This is a genomic window from Burkholderia cepacia GG4, from assembly GCF_000292915.1.
GTDB classification, from domain to species: domain Bacteria; phylum Pseudomonadota; class Gammaproteobacteria; order Burkholderiales; family Burkholderiaceae; genus Burkholderia; species Burkholderia cepacia_D.
Genome location: NC_018513.1, coordinates 3,360,655 through 3,376,214, shown reverse-complemented (window position 1 = coordinate 3,376,214; position 15,560 = coordinate 3,360,655). Strand labels below are relative to the sequence as shown.

The 15,560-nt window shown below is 64.9% G+C and carries 20 protein-coding genes; 19 read left to right on the top strand and 1 reads right to left on the bottom strand.

Annotation, left to right across the window (positions count from 1 at the left end; translation table 11 throughout):
• Nucleotides 1–23 precede the first annotated feature (23 nt).
• The 14 genes from hisD to tatC all read left to right on the top strand — a co-directional run bounded on the left by hisD (nucleotide 24) and on the right by tatC (nucleotide 9,649).
• Nucleotides 24–1,340: a histidinol dehydrogenase gene (hisD, locus tag GEM_RS15375; protein WP_014898307.1), complete on the top strand. Its 1,317-nt coding sequence runs from the start codon at nucleotides 24–26 to the stop codon at nucleotides 1,338–1,340.
• A 121-nt stretch (nucleotides 1,341–1,461) separates the two neighbouring features.
• Complete coding sequence (hisC, locus tag GEM_RS15370; RefSeq protein ID WP_014898306.1) at nucleotides 1,462–2,535, top strand: histidinol-phosphate transaminase; 1,074 nt, start codon at nucleotides 1,462–1,464, stop codon at nucleotides 2,533–2,535.
• Nucleotides 2,536–2,600: 65 nt separating this feature from the next.
• Nucleotides 2,601–3,188, top strand: a complete 588-nt coding sequence (gene hisB / locus GEM_RS15365; protein ID WP_006751804.1) for an imidazoleglycerol-phosphate dehydratase HisB — start codon at nucleotides 2,601–2,603, stop codon at nucleotides 3,186–3,188.
• Between the two features lie 61 nt (nucleotides 3,189–3,249).
• Nucleotides 3,250–3,870, top strand: a complete 621-nt coding sequence (locus GEM_RS15360) for a YchE family NAAT transporter (protein WP_014898305.1) — start codon at nucleotides 3,250–3,252, stop codon at nucleotides 3,868–3,870.
• Complete coding sequence (hisH, locus tag GEM_RS15355) at nucleotides 3,867–4,508, top strand: imidazole glycerol phosphate synthase subunit HisH (protein WP_014898304.1); 642 nt, start codon at nucleotides 3,867–3,869, stop codon at nucleotides 4,506–4,508. Before GEM_RS15360 ends, hisH begins: the two co-directional genes overlap by 4 nt.
• A 163-nt stretch (nucleotides 4,509–4,671) precedes the next feature.
• Nucleotides 4,672–5,427, top strand: coding sequence for a 1-(5-phosphoribosyl)-5-[(5-phosphoribosylamino)methylideneamino]imidazole-4-carboxamide isomerase (gene hisA, locus GEM_RS15350; protein WP_014898303.1), 756 nt, complete (start codon nucleotides 4,672–4,674; stop codon nucleotides 5,425–5,427).
• A 105-nt stretch (nucleotides 5,428–5,532) separates the two neighbouring features.
• Nucleotides 5,533–6,306: an imidazole glycerol phosphate synthase subunit HisF gene (gene hisF / locus GEM_RS15345; RefSeq protein ID WP_014898302.1), complete on the top strand. Its 774-nt coding sequence runs from the start codon at nucleotides 5,533–5,535 to the stop codon at nucleotides 6,304–6,306.
• A complete protein-coding gene (hisI, locus tag GEM_RS15340) occupies nucleotides 6,306–6,722 on the top strand; it encodes a phosphoribosyl-AMP cyclohydrolase (RefSeq protein WP_014898301.1) in 417 nt (138 codons plus the stop codon). The genes hisF and hisI overlap by 1 nt, the downstream gene beginning before the upstream one ends.
• Entirely contained in the window at nucleotides 6,719–7,084 is a 366-nt protein-coding gene (locus tag GEM_RS15335; protein WP_006485344.1) for a phosphoribosyl-ATP diphosphatase, read from the top strand. The genes hisI and GEM_RS15335 overlap by 4 nt, the downstream gene beginning before the upstream one ends.
• A 71-nt stretch (nucleotides 7,085–7,155) precedes the next feature.
• The gene (locus GEM_RS15330) at nucleotides 7,156–7,548 is read left to right on the top strand and encodes a DUF4870 family protein (protein ID WP_014898300.1); all 393 of its coding nucleotides are present in this window, start codon (nucleotides 7,156–7,158) and stop codon (nucleotides 7,546–7,548) included.
• A 29-nt stretch (nucleotides 7,549–7,577) separates the two neighbouring features.
• On the top strand, nucleotides 7,578–7,943 hold the full coding sequence (locus tag GEM_RS15325) for a histidine triad nucleotide-binding protein (protein ID WP_014898299.1): 366 nt from the start codon (nucleotides 7,578–7,580) through the stop codon (nucleotides 7,941–7,943).
• Between the two features lie 94 nt (nucleotides 7,944–8,037).
• Nucleotides 8,038–8,268 carry a Sec-independent protein translocase subunit TatA gene (tatA, locus tag GEM_RS15320; protein ID WP_014898298.1) on the top strand — a complete coding sequence of 77 codons (231 nt, stop codon included), beginning with the start codon at nucleotides 8,038–8,040 and terminating at the stop codon, nucleotides 8,266–8,268.
• 26 nt (nucleotides 8,269–8,294) lie between these two features.
• Nucleotides 8,295–8,825, top strand: coding sequence for a Sec-independent protein translocase protein TatB (gene tatB, locus GEM_RS15315; RefSeq protein WP_014898297.1), 531 nt, complete (start codon nucleotides 8,295–8,297; stop codon nucleotides 8,823–8,825).
• A 41-nt stretch (nucleotides 8,826–8,866) separates the two neighbouring features.
• A complete protein-coding gene (gene tatC, locus GEM_RS15310) occupies nucleotides 8,867–9,649 on the top strand; it encodes a twin-arginine translocase subunit TatC (RefSeq protein WP_014898296.1) in 783 nt (260 codons plus the stop codon).
• Between the two features lie 226 nt (nucleotides 9,650–9,875).
• Here tatC and GEM_RS15305 read toward each other — a convergent pair whose 3' ends face one another.
• Nucleotides 9,876–11,081: a Do family serine endopeptidase gene (locus tag GEM_RS15305; RefSeq protein WP_014898295.1), complete on the bottom strand. Its 1,206-nt coding sequence runs from the start codon at nucleotides 11,079–11,081 to the stop codon at nucleotides 9,876–9,878.
• Nucleotides 11,082–11,102: 21 nt separating this feature from the next.
• Between GEM_RS15305 and GEM_RS15300 the strand changes: the two genes are divergently transcribed.
• The 5 genes from GEM_RS15300 (at nucleotide 11,103) to GEM_RS15280 (ending at nucleotide 15,556) form a co-directional block, all read left to right on the top strand.
• Nucleotides 11,103–11,849, top strand: a complete 747-nt coding sequence (locus GEM_RS15300) for a Nif3-like dinuclear metal center hexameric protein (protein WP_014898294.1) — start codon at nucleotides 11,103–11,105, stop codon at nucleotides 11,847–11,849.
• A 218-nt stretch (nucleotides 11,850–12,067) separates the two neighbouring features.
• Nucleotides 12,068–12,688: a ubiquinol-cytochrome c reductase iron-sulfur subunit gene (gene petA / locus GEM_RS15295; protein ID WP_014898293.1), complete on the top strand. Its 621-nt coding sequence runs from the start codon at nucleotides 12,068–12,070 to the stop codon at nucleotides 12,686–12,688.
• Nucleotides 12,688–14,070, top strand: coding sequence for a cytochrome b (locus GEM_RS15290; protein WP_014898292.1), 1,383 nt, complete (start codon nucleotides 12,688–12,690; stop codon nucleotides 14,068–14,070). Before petA ends, GEM_RS15290 begins: the two co-directional genes overlap by 1 nt.
• A 21-nt stretch (nucleotides 14,071–14,091) precedes the next feature.
• Nucleotides 14,092–14,850, top strand: coding sequence for a cytochrome c1 (locus tag GEM_RS15285; protein WP_014898291.1), 759 nt, complete (start codon nucleotides 14,092–14,094; stop codon nucleotides 14,848–14,850).
• A gap of 94 nt (nucleotides 14,851–14,944) precedes the next feature.
• Nucleotides 14,945–15,556: a glutathione S-transferase N-terminal domain-containing protein gene (locus GEM_RS15280; protein ID WP_014898290.1), complete on the top strand. Its 612-nt coding sequence runs from the start codon at nucleotides 14,945–14,947 to the stop codon at nucleotides 15,554–15,556.
• Nucleotides 15,557–15,560: the final 4 nt, after the last annotated feature.

The following is a 15,560-nucleotide window of genomic DNA, read 5'->3' as shown; positions in this document are numbered from 1 at the left end:
TGCATCACCGTAACGGAACTCCCATGGCCATCACCATCCGCAAACTCGATTCGACGAGCGAAGGCTTCGACGCCGCGCTGCGTGCGGTGCTCGCATTCGAGGCGAGCGAGGACGACGCGATCGAGCAATCGGTCGCGCAGATTCTCGCCGACGTGAAGTCGCGCGGCGACGCCGCGGTGCTCGAGTACACGAACCGCTTCGACCGGCTGGACGCGAGCAGCGTCGCCGCGCTCGAACTGCCGCAGGACGCGCTGCAGACGGCGCTCGACGGCCTCGCGCCGAAGGCGCGTGCGGCGCTGGAAGCCGCGGCCGCACGCGTGCGTGCGTACCACGAGAAGCAGAAGATCGAGTGCGGCACGCATAGCTGGCAGTACACGGAAAGCGACGGCACGGTGCTCGGCCAGAAGATCACGCCGCTCGACCGCGTCGGCCTGTACGTGCCGGGCGGCAAGGCCGCCTATCCGTCGTCGGTGCTGATGAACGCGATTCCCGCGCGCGTCGCGGGTGTCGGCGAGATCGTGATGGTCGTGCCGACCCCGGACGGCGTGAAGAACGAGCTCGTGCTCGCCGCGGCGCTGCTCGGTGGCGTCGATCGCGTGTTCACGATCGGCGGCGCGCAGGCGGTCGGCGCGCTCGCGTACGGCACGGCCACGGTGCCGCCGGTCGACAAGATCTGCGGGCCGGGCAATGCGTACGTCGCCTCGGCGAAGCGCCGCGTGTTCGGCACGGTCGGCATCGACATGATCGCCGGGCCGTCGGAAATCCTCGTGCTGTGTGACGGCACGACCGATCCGAACTGGGTCGCGATGGACCTGTTCTCGCAGGCCGAACACGACGAGCTCGCGCAGTCGATCCTGCTGTGCCCGGACGGCGCATTCCTCGAGCGCGTCGAGAAGGCGATCGACGAGCTGCTGCCGACGATGCCGCGCCAGGACGTGATCCGTGCGTCGCTCGAAGGCCGCGGCGCGCTGATCAAGGTGCGCGACATGGCCGAAGCGTGCCGCATCGCGAACGACATCGCACCCGAGCACCTCGAGATTTCCGCGCTGGAGCCGCAGCAATGGGGCCAGCAGATCCGCCACGCGGGCGCGATCTTCCTCGGCCGCTACACGAGCGAAAGCCTCGGCGACTACTGCGCGGGCCCGAACCACGTGCTGCCGACGTCGCGCACCGCGCGCTTCTCGTCGCCGCTCGGCGTGTACGATTTCATCAAGCGCTCGAGCCTGATCGAAGTCAGCGCCGAAGGCGCGCAGACGCTCGGCGAGATCGCCTCCGAGCTCGCGTACGGCGAAGGGCTGCAGGCGCACGCGCGGAGCGCCGAACTGCGGATGAAGGGGTGACACGCACGCCGGGGCCGGTGCCGACGCATCGACTCCGGTCGACGAGGAGACCCAGCGCAAGGTGGCAGCCGCCGCCTTGCCGACCATTTGATGCCGGCGCGACGCACGCCGGCTTGAGACCATGACGACGCCACAAGACATCATCCGCCGCGACGTGCTCGCGATGACGAGCTACCCGGTGCCCGACGCGAGCGGGTTCGTGAAGCTCGATGCGATGGAGAACCCGTATTCGCTGCCCGCGCCGCTGGCGGCGGCGCTCGGCGAGCGCCTCGCGCAGGTCGCGCTGAACCGCTACCCGGCGCCGCGCCCGGGCGCGCTGCTCGACAAGCTGCGCCGCGCGATGGGCGTGCCGGCCGCATGCGACGTGCTGCTCGGCAACGGCTCGGACGAAATCATCAGCATGATGTCGGTGGCGTGCGCCAGGCCGGGTGCGAAGGTACTCGCGCCGGTGCCGGGCTTCGTGATGTACGAGCTGTCGGCGAAGTTCGCGCAGCTCGACTTCGTCGGGGTGCCGCTGAAGGCCGACCTGACGCTCGACGCGGATGCCATGATCGCGGCGATCGCCGAGCATCGGCCCGCGCTCGTTTATCTCGCCTACCCGAACAACCCGACCGGCACGCTGTACGACGAAGCCGACGTCGAGCGGATCATCGCGGCCGCACGGCACAGCCTGATCGTGATCGACGAGGCGTACCAGCCGTTCGCGGAGCGCTCGTGGCTGCCGCGCGCCGCCGAGTTCGACAACGTCGTCGTGATGCGCACGGTGTCGAAGCTCGGCCTCGCGGGGATCCGCCTCGGCTATCTCGCCGGGCTGCCCGCGTGGCTGACCGAGTTCGACAAGGTGCGCCCGCCGTACAACATCAACGTGCTGACCCAGGCGACCGTCGATTTCCTGCTCGACCACCTCGACGTGCTCGACGCGCAGGCGGCCGAACTGCGCGCGGAACGCACGCGTCTCGCGGATGCCGTGGCCGCATTGCCGGGCGCGACGGTGTTCCCGAGCGCGGGCAATTTCCTGCTGGTGCGCGTGCCGGACGCGGCGGCCGTGTTCGATGCATTGCTCACCGAGCGGGTGCTGGTCAAAAACGTGAGTAAAATGCATCCGTTGCTGTCCGAATGCGTGCGGCTGACCGTCGGTTCTCCCGACGAAAACGCGCGCCTGCTGGCTGCTTTGAAACTCGCGCTGCCCGGTTGAGCCCAGGGCGCGGCGGCGCGCGACGATCAATCCCCATTTACATCAGACTCAATCAAGGAATTGCCATGCGTGTGGCGGAAGTCGTTCGCAATACCAGCGAAACGCAGATCCGTGTGAAGCTCGATCTCGACGGTACGGGCCGGCAGAAGCTGGCTACCGGCGTGCCGTTTCTCGACCATATGCTCGACCAGATCGCGCGACACGGTCTGATCGATCTCGAGGTCGAAGCGCATGGCGATACGCATATCGACGACCACCACACGGTCGAGGATGTCGGCATCACGCTCGGCCAGGCCGTCGCGAAGGCGATCGGCGACAAGAAGGGCATCCGTCGCTACGGCCATTCGTACGTGCCGCTCGACGAGGCGCTGTCGCGCGTCGTGATCGACTTCTCGGGCCGGCCGGGGCTGGAATTCCACGTGCCGTTCACGCGCGCGCGGATCGGCACGTTCGACGTCGACCTGTCGATCGAATTCTTCCGCGGGTTCGTGAACCACGCGGGTGTCACGCTGCACATCGACAACCTGCGCGGGATCAACGCGCACCATCAGCTGGAAACGGTGTTCAAGGCTTTCGGCCGGGCACTGCGCGCGGCGGTGGAGCTCGACGAGCGGGCGGCGGGGCAGATTCCGTCGACGAAGGGCAGCCTCTGAGTTCCAGACGGACAGACGCCAAGGACAACCTGACGGCTTCGGCGCGGCGCGCCGGCATGCGATGGATCTGCTCAAATCGTTCATTTCGCTGCTAGCGCTGATCAACCCGGTCGGCGCGGTGCCGTTCTTCCTGAGCCTGACGGCGCAGCAGACGGACGACGAGCGGCGCCGCACGATCCGGATCGCGTCGGTGTCGGTGTTCTGCGTGATGACGGTGACGACGCTGCTCGGGCAGCAGATCATCGACTTCTTCGGCATTTCGGTCGGCTCGCTCGAAGTGGGCGGCGGGATCATCATGCTGCTGATGGCGATCAACATGCTGAACGCGCAGATCGGCAACACGCGATCGACGCCGGAGGAGCGCCACGAGGCCGAGATGAAGGACAACATCGCGGTCGTGCCGCTGGCGATTCCGCTGCTTACGGGCCCCGGCTCGATCAGCACGGTGATCATCTATGCGGCGAACTCGCATCACTGGTATGAGCGGGCCGGGCTTGTCGCGATCGGCGCGGTCCTGGCCCTGCTGTGTTTCTTCGCGATGCGGCTTGCCGAGCCGATCGCGAACTGGATTGGCCGCACCGGCATCAACATCGCCACGCGGCTGATGGGTCTGATGCTGTCGGCGCTGGCGGTGGAATTCATCGTCAATGGACTGAGGGCGCTACTGCCTGCACTGAGATGAAAACTTCGATTGCGATTGTGGATTATGGGATGGGCAACCTGCGCTCGGTCGCGCAGGCGCTCAAGAAGGCCGAACCGGCCGCCGACGTGGCGATCGTCGACACGCCGGCTGCGATTCGCGCGGCCGACCGTGTCGTGCTGCCCGGCCAGGGCGCGATGCCCGACTGCATGCGCTGCCTCGGCGAATCGGGGCTGCAGGAAGCAGTGATCGAGGCGTCGCGCACGAAGCCGCTGCTCGGCGTATGCGTCGGCGAGCAGATGCTGTTCGACTGGAGCGCGGAAGGCGACACGAAGGGCTTGGGCCTGCTGCCCGGCAAGGTCGTGCGTTTCGAGCTCGACGGCCGGCTGCAGGACGACGGCTCGCGCTTCAAGGTGCCGCAGATGGGCTGGAACCGCGTGCGCCAGTCGCAGCCGCACCCGCTGTGGGACGGCGTGCCCGACGATGCGTATTTCTACTTCGTGCACAGCTATTACGTGACGCCGGACAACCCGGCGCACACGGTTGGCGAAACGGCATACGGCGCGCCGTTTACGTCCGCGGTCGCGCGGGACAACCTCTTCGCGACCCAATTCCACCCCGAGAAAAGCGCGGAAGTCGGGTTGCGTCTGTATCGCAACTTCGTACACTGGAAACCGTGAACGTGGTGCGCGAGCCACAGTCGACGGGGCGGAAACGCCTGTCGCGCGGGGCTCACGCGTCTATGCGCCGAAAGAGTTGTACTAAACTAGCGAGACGGCGCGGTACCGGATTGGCCGGTACGCGCCGGATTCTTTTCATTTTCCACGACGACACCCGATTGCTATGTTGCTGATTCCGGCCATCGATCTCAAAGACGGTCAGTGTGTGCGCCTCAAACAGGGCGATATGGACCAGGCCACGATTTTTTCCGAGAACCCGGCGGCGATGGCCCGCAAGTGGGTCGATCTCGGCGCCCGGCGGCTCCATCTGGTCGACCTGAACGGCGCATTCGCCGGCAAGCCGAAGAATCTCGAGGCGATCGAAGCGATCCTCGACGAAGTCGGCGATGAAATCCCCGTACAGCTCGGCGGCGGCATCCGCAGCCTCGAGACGATCGAGAAGTACCTCGACGCCGGCCTGTCCTACGTGATCATCGGTACGGCGGCCGTGAAGGACCCGGGCTTCCTGCAGGACGCGTGCACCGCGTTCGCCGGCAGCATCATCGTCGGCCTCGATGCGAAGGACGGCAAGGTCGCGACCGACGGCTGGAGCAAGCTGACCGGCCACGAAGTGATCGATCTCGCGCAGAAGTTCGAGGACTACGGCGTCGAATCGATCGTCTACACGGACATCGGTCGCGACGGGATGCTGCAGGGCATCAACATCGAGGCGACCGTGAAGCTCGCGCAGGCGGTCGGCATTCCGGTGATCGCCAGCGGCGGCCTGTCGAACCTTACCGACATCGAGAACCTCTGCGAAGTGGAAGAGCACGGCGTCGAAGGCGTGATCTGCGGCCGTGCGATCTACTCCGGCGATCTCGATTTCGCGGCCGCGCAAAAGCGCGCGGACGAACTGAACGGCGAACTCGACAACGCGTAACGCGGTTGTCCCGTTCGCCGGGGCTGCCAGCAGGCGGCCCCGACCGGAAGCCTCGCGCGAGGCTTCCGCAACCGGCCGTCCCATCGCGGCATATGGCGCAACATCATGGCTCTAGCTAAACGCATCATCCCCTGCCTGGACGTGACTGCCGGGCGTGTCGTCAAGGGCGTCAACTTCGTCGAACTGCGCGATGCCGGCGACCCCGTCGAAATCGCCCGCCGTTACGACGACCAGGGTGCCGACGAACTGACGTTCCTCGACATCACCGCGACCTCCGATCAGCGCGACCTGATCCTGCCGATCATCGAGGCGGTCGCGTCGCAGGTCTTCATTCCGCTGACCGTCGGCGGCGGCGTGCGCGCCGTCGAGGACGTGCGGCGCCTGCTGAACGCGGGCGCGGACAAGGTCAGCATGAATTCGTCGGCGGTCGCGAACCCGCAGCTCGTGCGCGACGCGGCCGACAAATACGGCTCGCAGTGCATCGTCGTCGCGATCGACGCGAAGCGCGTGTCGGCCGACGGCGAAACGCCGCGCTGGGAAGTCTTCACGCACGGCGGCCGCAAGAATACGGGCCTCGACGCGATCGAATGGGCGCGCAAGATGGCCGAGCTCGGCGCGGGCGAGATCCTGCTTACGAGCATGGACCGCGACGGCACGAAGTCGGGCTTCGACCTCGCGCTCACGCGCGGCGTGTCGGACGCGGTGCCGGTGCCGGTGATCGCATCGGGCGGTGTCGGCTGCCTGCAGGATCTCGCGGACGGCATCAAGGACGGTCGCGCCGACGCGGTGCTGGCCGCAAGCATCTTCCACTACGGCGAGCACACGGTCGGCGAGGCGAAGCGCTTCATGTCCGACCAGGGCATCCCGGTGAGGCTGTGATGAATACCGAAACGAAATCCCTGCCCGCGTGGCTCGACAAGGTCCGCTGGGACGACAACGGCCTCGTGCCGGTGATCGCGCAGGAAGCGTCGACGAACGACGTGCTGATGTTCGCGTGGATGAACCGCGAGGCGCTGGCGAAGACGATCGAGACGCAGCGCGCGGTCTACTATTCGCGCTCGCGCAAGCGCCTGTGGTTCAAGGGCGAGGAGTCGGGCCACGTGCAGCACGTGCACGAGGTGCGGCTCGACTGCGACGAGGACGTCGTGCTGCTGAAGGTCGAGCAGGTGTCGGGCATTGCATGCCACACCGGCCGGCATTCGTGCTTCTTCCAGAAATTCGAAGGCAACGTGGACAGCGGCGACTGGGTCGCGGTCGAGCCGGTGCTGAAAGATCCCGAACACATCTACAAATGACGCAATCGACCGAAGACACGCTGCTGCGCCTCGCGGCCGTGATCGATAGCCGCAAGGGCGGTGACCCCGACCAATCGTACGTATCGCGCCTGTTCCACAAGGGCGACGACGCGGTGCTGAAGAAGATCGGCGAAGAGGCGACCGAAGTCGTGCTGGCCGCGAAGGACGTGCGCCAGGGCGGCGCGCCGACGGCGCTGGTCGGCGAAGTGGCCGATCTGTGGTTCCACTGCCTCGTGATGCTGTCGCATTTCGACCTGAGCCCGGCCGACGTGATCGCCGAGCTCGAGCGCCGCGAAGGGCTGTCGGGCATCGAGGAAAAGGCGCTGCGCAAGCGCCGCGAGCGCGAGGAAAACGGCGGGTGACAGGCAGCGGCGCGCCGCGGTGGCAACAGTCAGGTAAGCTGTAAGAATTGTCATCTAGCGGGGGTAGCATCATGACCGATACACCGAGCCAGTTTCCGACACCGTCGGTGCCGGGCGCAGCAGACGCCGAGCGACTGAACGGATTGCGCACGCTGACGCACGTGCTGTATGGCCTCTACGCGATTCATTGGCTGACGGGCGGCGTCACCGGCCTCATCGCGATCATCATCAACTATGTGAAGCGCGGCGATGTGGCCGGCACGCCGTACGCCGACCATTTCGAGTGGCAGATCCGCACGTTTTGGCGCGCGCTGATCGCGTACGTGATCGGCTTCGCACTGATGTTCGTGGCGGTGGGATTCGTCGTCATGTTTGTCACATGGATCTGGACGCTGTACCGTATCATCAAGGGTTGGCTGTACCTGAACGACAACAAGACGCTCGATCCGCAGGCCTGGTTCTGACCGGCGAGCGGGCGTTTCGCAGGAGCAACATGAGTCACGATCCGAATTGCCTGTTCTGCAAGATCGCGGCGGGCGAGATCCCGAGCACGAGGGTGCACGAGGACGACGAATTCGTCGCGTTCCGCGACATCCGCCCGGCGGCCGAGACGCACGTGCTCGTGATTCCGCGCCGGCACCTGCCGACGCTATCGGCGGCGAGCGAGGCCGATGCGCCGATGCTCGGCCGGCTGATGCTGCTCGTCGCGCGTCTGGCCGATCAGTTGGGCGTCGCGTACACGGGCGGCGAAACCGGCTTTCGCACGGTGATCAACACGGGTCCCGGCGGCGGGCAGGAGGTCTACCACCTGCACGCGCATATCCTGGCCGGCCCGCGCCCGTGGCACCGGATGGGTTGACGTAGCGGGGCGTTTCCCCCGCATCGATAGTCGAAGCCGGCGTGCCGCCGGCGATTTGCGCCGCGACACGGCGTGGTTGAGGAGAGGTTTCATCATGGGTGGATTGAGCATTTGGCACTGGCTGATCGTGCTGCTGATCGTCGCGCTGGTTTTCGGTACGAAGAAGTTGCGCAATATTGGCAACGACCTCGGCAGCGCCGTGAAGGGTTTCAAGGACGGGATGAAGGAAGGCGAAACGCCGGCGGACGCGCAGCAACTGCCGCGCTCGGGCTCGGTCGACGTCAACGCGAAGGAAACGACGCGTTCCGACTCGAACAAGTCGTAACGCCGGCACGCTGACAGGCATTCGCAATGCTGGATCTCGGTCTTTCGAAAATGGCGCTGATCGGCGTCGTCGCGCTCGTGGTGCTCGGCCCCGAGCGCCTGCCGCGCGTCGCGCGTACGGCCGGCGCATTGTTCGGCCGCGCGCAGCGGTACATCAACGACGTGAAGGCCGAGGTCTCGCGCGAAATCGAACTCGACGCACTGCGGACGATGAAGACCGATTTCGAGGCGGCCGCGCGCAATGTCGAGACGACGATTCACGATAACCTGCGCGAGCACGAGAAGGAACTGAACGACACGTGGAACTCCGCGGTCGGCGGTCCCAACGAAGGCTCGGTCGATGCCGGCACGTACGGTTCCGACACGCCTGCAGTGCCGTCATGGCGCGGCAGCACGGCCGCGCTCGCGCCGAAGCGTCGCAACTGGCGTGTGAAGCAGGCAGCGACGCCTGTCTGGTACAAGCGCGCGACCACCCGTCGCACGCACGTGCAGTCGGGCGCCGCGCGTGTCGCGCGCCACCAGCCGGCCAGCCTGCGCCGGCCGACGCGCTTCTTCTGAGCCGAGCGCATGCTCGCTCGTCAATCCTACCGAGGGCCGGTGTGAGCGACCCCCAGCAGAACCCGGGCGACGCCCCGGAAGAAACCTTCATTTCCCATCTCGTCGAGCTTCGCGATCGCATCATTCGCGCGGGCTTGGCCGTGATCGTCGTGTTCCTCGGGCTCGTCTACTGGGCACCCGACATCTTCCGGCTGCTCGCGCGGCCGCTGATGGAGAACCTGCCGAAGGGCGGCAGGATGATCGTGACCGATGTCACGGGCTCGTTCTTCGTGCCGATGAAGGTCACGATGCTCGTCGCGCTCGTGATCGCGTTGCCGATCGTGCTGTACCAGATCTGGGCGTTCGTCGCGCCGGGGCTGTACCAGCACGAGAAGAAGCTCGTCGTGCCGCTCGTCGGCAGCAGCTACTTCCTGTTCCTGTGCGGGATGGCGTTCGCGTACTTCCTCGTGTTCCCGACGATCTTTCGCGTGATGGCGCACTACAACGCACCGCTCGGCGCGGAGATGTCGACCGACATCGACAACTATCTGAGCTTCGTGCTCGGGATGTTCATCGCGTTCGGGGTCACGTTCGAAGTACCGATCATCGTCGTGCTGCTGGTGCGGATGGGGGTGCTGACGCTGAAGAAGCTGAAGGAGATCCGGCCGTACGTGATCGTCGGCGCATTCGTTGTCGCAGCGGTCGTCACGCCGCCGGACGTGTTCTCGCAACTGATGCTCGCGCTGCCGCTCATCGTGCTGTTCGAGGTGGGGCTGCTGGCTGCGCGCTTCTTCGTGCCGAAGCCGACGGAAGCGCCCGAGGCGGAGAACGGCGCCGCGAGTTGACGCCGAAGCAGCGTGCGCCGGTCGGCGCGGTGGCTGCGGCCGACGCGCCGTTCGGCGACGTTGTAGCCGGACGGTAGATCGGAACGCGCAGGCGGTGCGGGCGAACGCAGCTTCACCGCGACGAAAGAACGCCGATGCAATGCAAAAGGGCAGCTCAACTCTGAGCTGCCCTTTTGCATTTCCGTCTTCGGCCTGCCGGCGGCACCGATGCGCCGGCCGCCGGATGTCACTCGCTGTCGCTGTCCTGTTCGTCGAGCGTCTGCTTCGGCGGCGGCGGGCGCTTGCCGATCACGACGTTCACGTCGAACTCCTTGCCCTTGCGCACGACGTGTACCTTGGTCGGCGTGCCCGGCTTGATCTGCGCGACGGTGTTCAGCAGCTTCGTCGTGTCGGTGATGTCCTCGCCGTTCACGCTCACGAGGATGTCGCCCGGCTTGATGCCGGCCTTGTCGGCGGGGCCGCCCTGCAGCACGCCTGCGACGATCGCGCCGGATTTCTGCTGGAGCCCGAACGACTCGGCGATCTCCGGCGTGACGTCCTGCGGCTCGACGCCGATCCAGCCGCGCGTGACCGAGCCCGTCGTGATGATGCTTTCGAGCACGGTGCGCGCGGTCGACACGGGAATCGCGAAGCCGATGCCGAGCGAGCCGCCCGAGCGCGAGTAGATCGCCGTGTTGATCCCGAGCAGGTTGCCGTTCACGTCGACCAGCGCGCCGCCCGAGTTGCCGGGGTTGATCGGCGCGTCGGTCTGGATGAAGTTCTCGAACGTATTGATGCCGAGGTGATTGCGGCCGAGCGCGCTGATAATCCCCATCGTGACCGTCTGGCCGACGCCGAACGGGTTGCCGATCGCGAGTACGACGTCGCCGACCCGCGACTGGTCCGAACGGCCGAGCGTGATCGTCGGCAGGTTCGTCATGTTGATCTTCAGTACGGCCAGGTCGGTTTCCGGGTCGCTGCCGATCACCTTCGCGGTGGCCGTGCGGCCGTCTGCGAGCGCGACTTCGATCTGGTCGGCACCGTCCACGACGTGCTGGTTCGTTAGAATGTAACCTTCCGGGCTCACGATAACGCCTGAGCCGAGGTTGGCGGCCGGTTCGTCCTGTTGCTTGCGGGCGTTGCGGTCGCCGAAGAAGTAGCGGAACAGCGGATCTTTCGCGCGCGGATCGGGCGGCAGCGAGCCATCCTTGCTGGAGAATACGTTGACGACAGCGGGCATCGCCTTTTGCGCGGCCTCGGCGTACGACGTGGTCGCCGGTGCCCCGCCGATGCCCGGCGCGACTTCCCGCAGCGCAACGATCGGCGTGGCGAGCTGCTTGCCGAGCTGTCCTTGCCGTTGCAGCCATTGCGGCTTGAGCGTCACGACGATGAACATCAGCGCGAGCAGCACCGTTACCGCCTGCGCGAAGAACAGCCAGAAGCGTCTAAGCATCTGAATGGATTAGAGGTTTATATGGATCGGATCGAACTTGAATTGTACTTGAACAATACCCTTGAAACCGCGCGCTTCAAGGACTATTGCCCGAACGGCCTCCAGGTCGAGGGGCGCCGCAAGATCGAGAAGATCGCCACCGGCGTGACGGCGTCGGTCGCGTTCCTCGAAGCCGCGCTCGAATGGGGGGCGGATGCAGTGCTCGTCCATCACGGCTATTTCTGGCGCAACGAGGCGCCGCAGATCACGGGCCGCAAGTACCAGCGCCTGAAGCTGCTGCTTGCGAACGACCTGAACCTGTTCGCGTTCCACCTGCCGCTCGACGCGCATCCGGAGTTCGGCAACAACGCGCAACTCGGCGCGAAGCTCGGGCTGCTCGGCGAGCAGCGTTTCGGCGATGGCGACCTCGGCTGGATGGCGACGCTGCCGATGCCGGTGACGCTCGAGCACTTCGTCGCGAAGGTCGAGCGCACGCTCGGCCGCACGCCGCTCGTGTTGGGCGATGCGGACACGCAGTTGCGCCGCATCGCGTGGTGCACGGGCGCGGCGCAGAGCTATTTCGATGCCGCGATCGACGCCGGCGCGGACGTGTTCCTGACCGGCGAGGTGTCCGAACCCGTCACGCACGCGGCGGCCGAGAGCGGCGTCGCGTTCGTTGCGGCAGGGCACCATGCGACCGAACGCTACGGAATCCAGGCGCTTGGCACCCACTTGTCCGAAGAATTCGATATCGAACACCTTTTTATCGATATTCATAATCCGGTCTGAGCCGCGGATTTGCGGCGGTGCATCGAAATTTCGCAATGTAGCGGATGCTTAAAAGTGAAATGATTTAATCGCTCCGATAGTGGGGGAAAACCCTTAACTATCAACTACTTCGAAGGGATTTTCATCTCCGGGCCTTGTAAATGGCGACTCCATTCGAGCAAACTAGCGGCGGAATGGAAAGTCGTGACGGAAAATCCAACTCAGAAGTGGGGCGTGTGATGCGAGACAAGGAAGAGAAACGCGTCGACAGCGGCCGCCGTACCTGGCTGATTGCGACATCCGTAGCAGGTGGCGTGGGAGGCGTAGCCACTGTCATACCTTTCGCGGCGTCGCTTGCGCCGTCCGCGAAAGCGAAAGCGGCCGGTGCACCGGTCGAGGTCGACATCAGCAGTCTGAAGCCCGGCGAAATGGTCACCGTGCCGTGGCGCGGCAAGCCGGTCTGGATCCTGAACCGTACCGACGACATGCTGGCCGACGTCGTCAAGGCCGACAAGGAAGTGGCCGATCCGACCAGCAAATCCCCGTATTCGATGGCGTTGCCCGCCTATTGCGCGAACGAATATCGCTCGCGGGCCGATCGCAAGAACATTCTCGTCGTGATGGCCGTGTGTACGCACCTCGGCTGCACGCCTAGCCAACGCTTCACGCCGGGTCCGCAGCCGAACCTGCCGGACGACTGGCCGGGCGGTTTCCTGTGCCCGTGCCACGGTTCGACCTACGACCTCGCCGGCCGCGTGTTCAAGAACAAGCCGGCGCCTCAGAATCTCGACATCCCGCCCTACATGTTCACGTCGGCGACGACCCTCGTGATCGGCAGGGACGAGAAAGGAGACGCGTGATGGCTGCCGACAACAAAGAAGTCTCCACGACAGGTCTCACCGGCTGGATCGACCAGCGCTTCCCGCTCACGTCTACCTGGAAAAAGCACGTTTCCGAGTACTACGCGCCGAAGAACTTCAACTTCTGGTACTTCTTCGGCTCCCTCGCGCTGCTCGTGCTCGTCAACCAGATCGTCACGGGCATCTTCCTGACGATGAACTACAAGCCCGACTCGACGCTCGCGTTCGCGTCGGTCGAGTACATCATGCGCGAGGTGCCGTGGGGCTGGCTGATCCGCTACATGCACTCGACCGGTGCATCGATGTTCTTCGTGGTCGTCTACCTGCACATGTTCCGCGGGCTGATGTACGGGTCGTATCGCAAGCCGCGCGAGCTCGTGTGGATCTTCGGTTGTGCGATCTTCCTGTGCCTGATGGCCGAGGCGTTCTTCGGCTACCTGCTGCCGTGGGGCCAGATGTCGTTCTGGGGCGCGCAGGTGATCGTGAACCTGTTCTCGGCGATCCCGTTCGTCGGCCCGGACCTGTCGCTGTGGATTCGCGGCGACTACGTCGTGTCCGACGTCACGCTGAACCGCTTCTTCGCGTTCCACGTGATCGCGATTCCGCTCGTGCTGGTCGGCCTCGTGATTGCGCACCTCGTCGCGCTGCACGAAGTGGGGTCGAATAACCCGGACGGCATCGAGATCAAGGCGAAGAAGGACGAGAACGGCATTCCGCTCGACGGCATTCCGTTCCATCCGTACTACTCGGTGCACGATTTCTTCGGTGTCTGCGTGTTCCTGATGGTGTTCGTGCTGATCGTGTTCTTCTCGCCGGAGATGGGCGGCTACTTCCTCGAGTCGAACAACTTCGTCCCGGCGAACCCGCTGCAGACGCCGCCGGAGATCGCGCCGGTCTGGTACTTCACCGCGTTCTACGCGATGCTGCGCGCGACCACCGACCCGTTCAAGATCGTGCTGATGATCGTGATCGCGCTGCTCGGCGTGGTCGCGCTGATCCGCGCGCGCGGCAAGTGGAAGGTCGGGCTGCCGGTGCTGGCTGCTGCGATCGTCGTGTTCATGTTCCTGACGGAATCGAAGTTCTGGGGCGTCGTCGTGATGGGCTCGGCGGTGATCACGCTGTTCTTCCTGCCGTGGCTCGACCGCAGCCCGGTGAAGTCGATCCGCTACCGGCCGCTGTTCCACAAGGTGTTCCTCGGGATCTTCGTCGCGGCGTTCCTGACCCTCGCGTTCCTCGGCACGCGGCCGCCATCGCCGGTCTCGACGCTGATCGCGCAGGGCTGCGCGCTGATCTACTTCGCGTTCTTCCTCGGCATGCCCGTCTGGACGCCGCTTGGCACGTTCAAGCAGCCGCCGGAGCGGGTGCGCTTCAAGCCCCATTAACGTGAGCGAGGAGAGAACGACATGAAGAAACTGCTTTCGACGCTCGCGCTGATCGGGGCGACGGCCGTTGCGCTGCTGGCGGCGCCGGCCGTGCGCGCGGAAGGTAATTTTCCGCTCGACCGGGCGCCCGATAACACGGAAAATCTCGTTTCGCTTCAGCACGGCGCGCAATTGTTTGTAAACTATTGCTTGAACTGCCACAGCGCGAACCTGATGCGCTACAACCGTCTGACGGATCTGGGCATATCCCAGAAGGAGATCGAAACGAATCTCCTGTTCACGACCGACAAGGTCGGGAACACGATGTCCGTCGCGATGCGGCCCGAAGACGCGAAGAACTGGCTCGGCACCACGCCGCCCGACCTGTCGGTCGAGGAGCGGGCGCGCGGCCGCGACTGGCTGTATACGTATCTGCGGGGTTTCTACCGCGACGATACGCGGCCGACCGGCTGGAACAACGCGGTGTTCGAGAACGTCGGCATGCCCCATGTATTGTGGCAACTGCAGGGGCAGCGCACTGCCAAATTCGAAGACAGGACGGACGAGGAGACGGGCGAGAAGGTCCACGCGCTCGTCGGCTTCCAGCAGGTCACACCGGGGACGTTGTCGCCGCCGGATTATGATGCTGCGGTTGCCGACCTGGTGGCCTATATGACATGGATGTCCGAGCCGGCCCAGCAGACCCGCAAACGCCTCGGCGTATGGGTGTTGGTCTTTCTCGGTGTCCTGACTTTCCTGGCTTGGCGGCTCAACGCCGCGTACTGGAAAGATATCAAGTAAACACGCCTGACCGGCGTGGGGTCGGCGCAAGGCGGAACCCGTGAAAGGGGTTGCGCCGCGTGCCGGCCCTCGGCTTTTTTGAGGAAATGCAAATATGATGGTTCTGTACTCTGGCACAACTTGCCCGTTCTCCCAGCGCTGCCGGCTGGTACTGTTCGAGAAGGGCATGGACTTCGAGATCCGTGACGTCGACCTGTTCAACAAACCGGAAGACATTTCGGTGATGAACCCGTACGGTCAAGTGCCGATCCTGGTCGAGCGCGACCTGATCCTGTACGAATCGAACATCATCAACGAGTACATCGACGAACGCTTCCCGCATCCGCAACTGATGCCGGCCGACCCGGTGCAGCGCGCACGTGCGCGCCTGTTCCTGCTCAACTTCGAGAAGGAACTGTTCGTGCACGTCAGCACGCTCGAGAACGAGAAGGGCAAGGCAGCGGAGAAGAATCACGAGAAGGCACGTCTCGCGATCCGCGATCGCCTGACGCAGCTCGCGCCGATCTTCCTGAAGAACAAGTACATGCTCGGCGAGGAGTTCTCGATGCTCGACGTCGCGATCGCGCCGCTGCTGTGGCGTCTGGATCACTACGGCATCGAACTGTCGAAGAACGCTGCGCCGCTGATGAAGTACGCCGAGCGGATCTTCAGCCGTCCGGCCTATATCGAAGCACTGACGCCGTCCGAAAAGGTCATGCGTCGTTGATGAT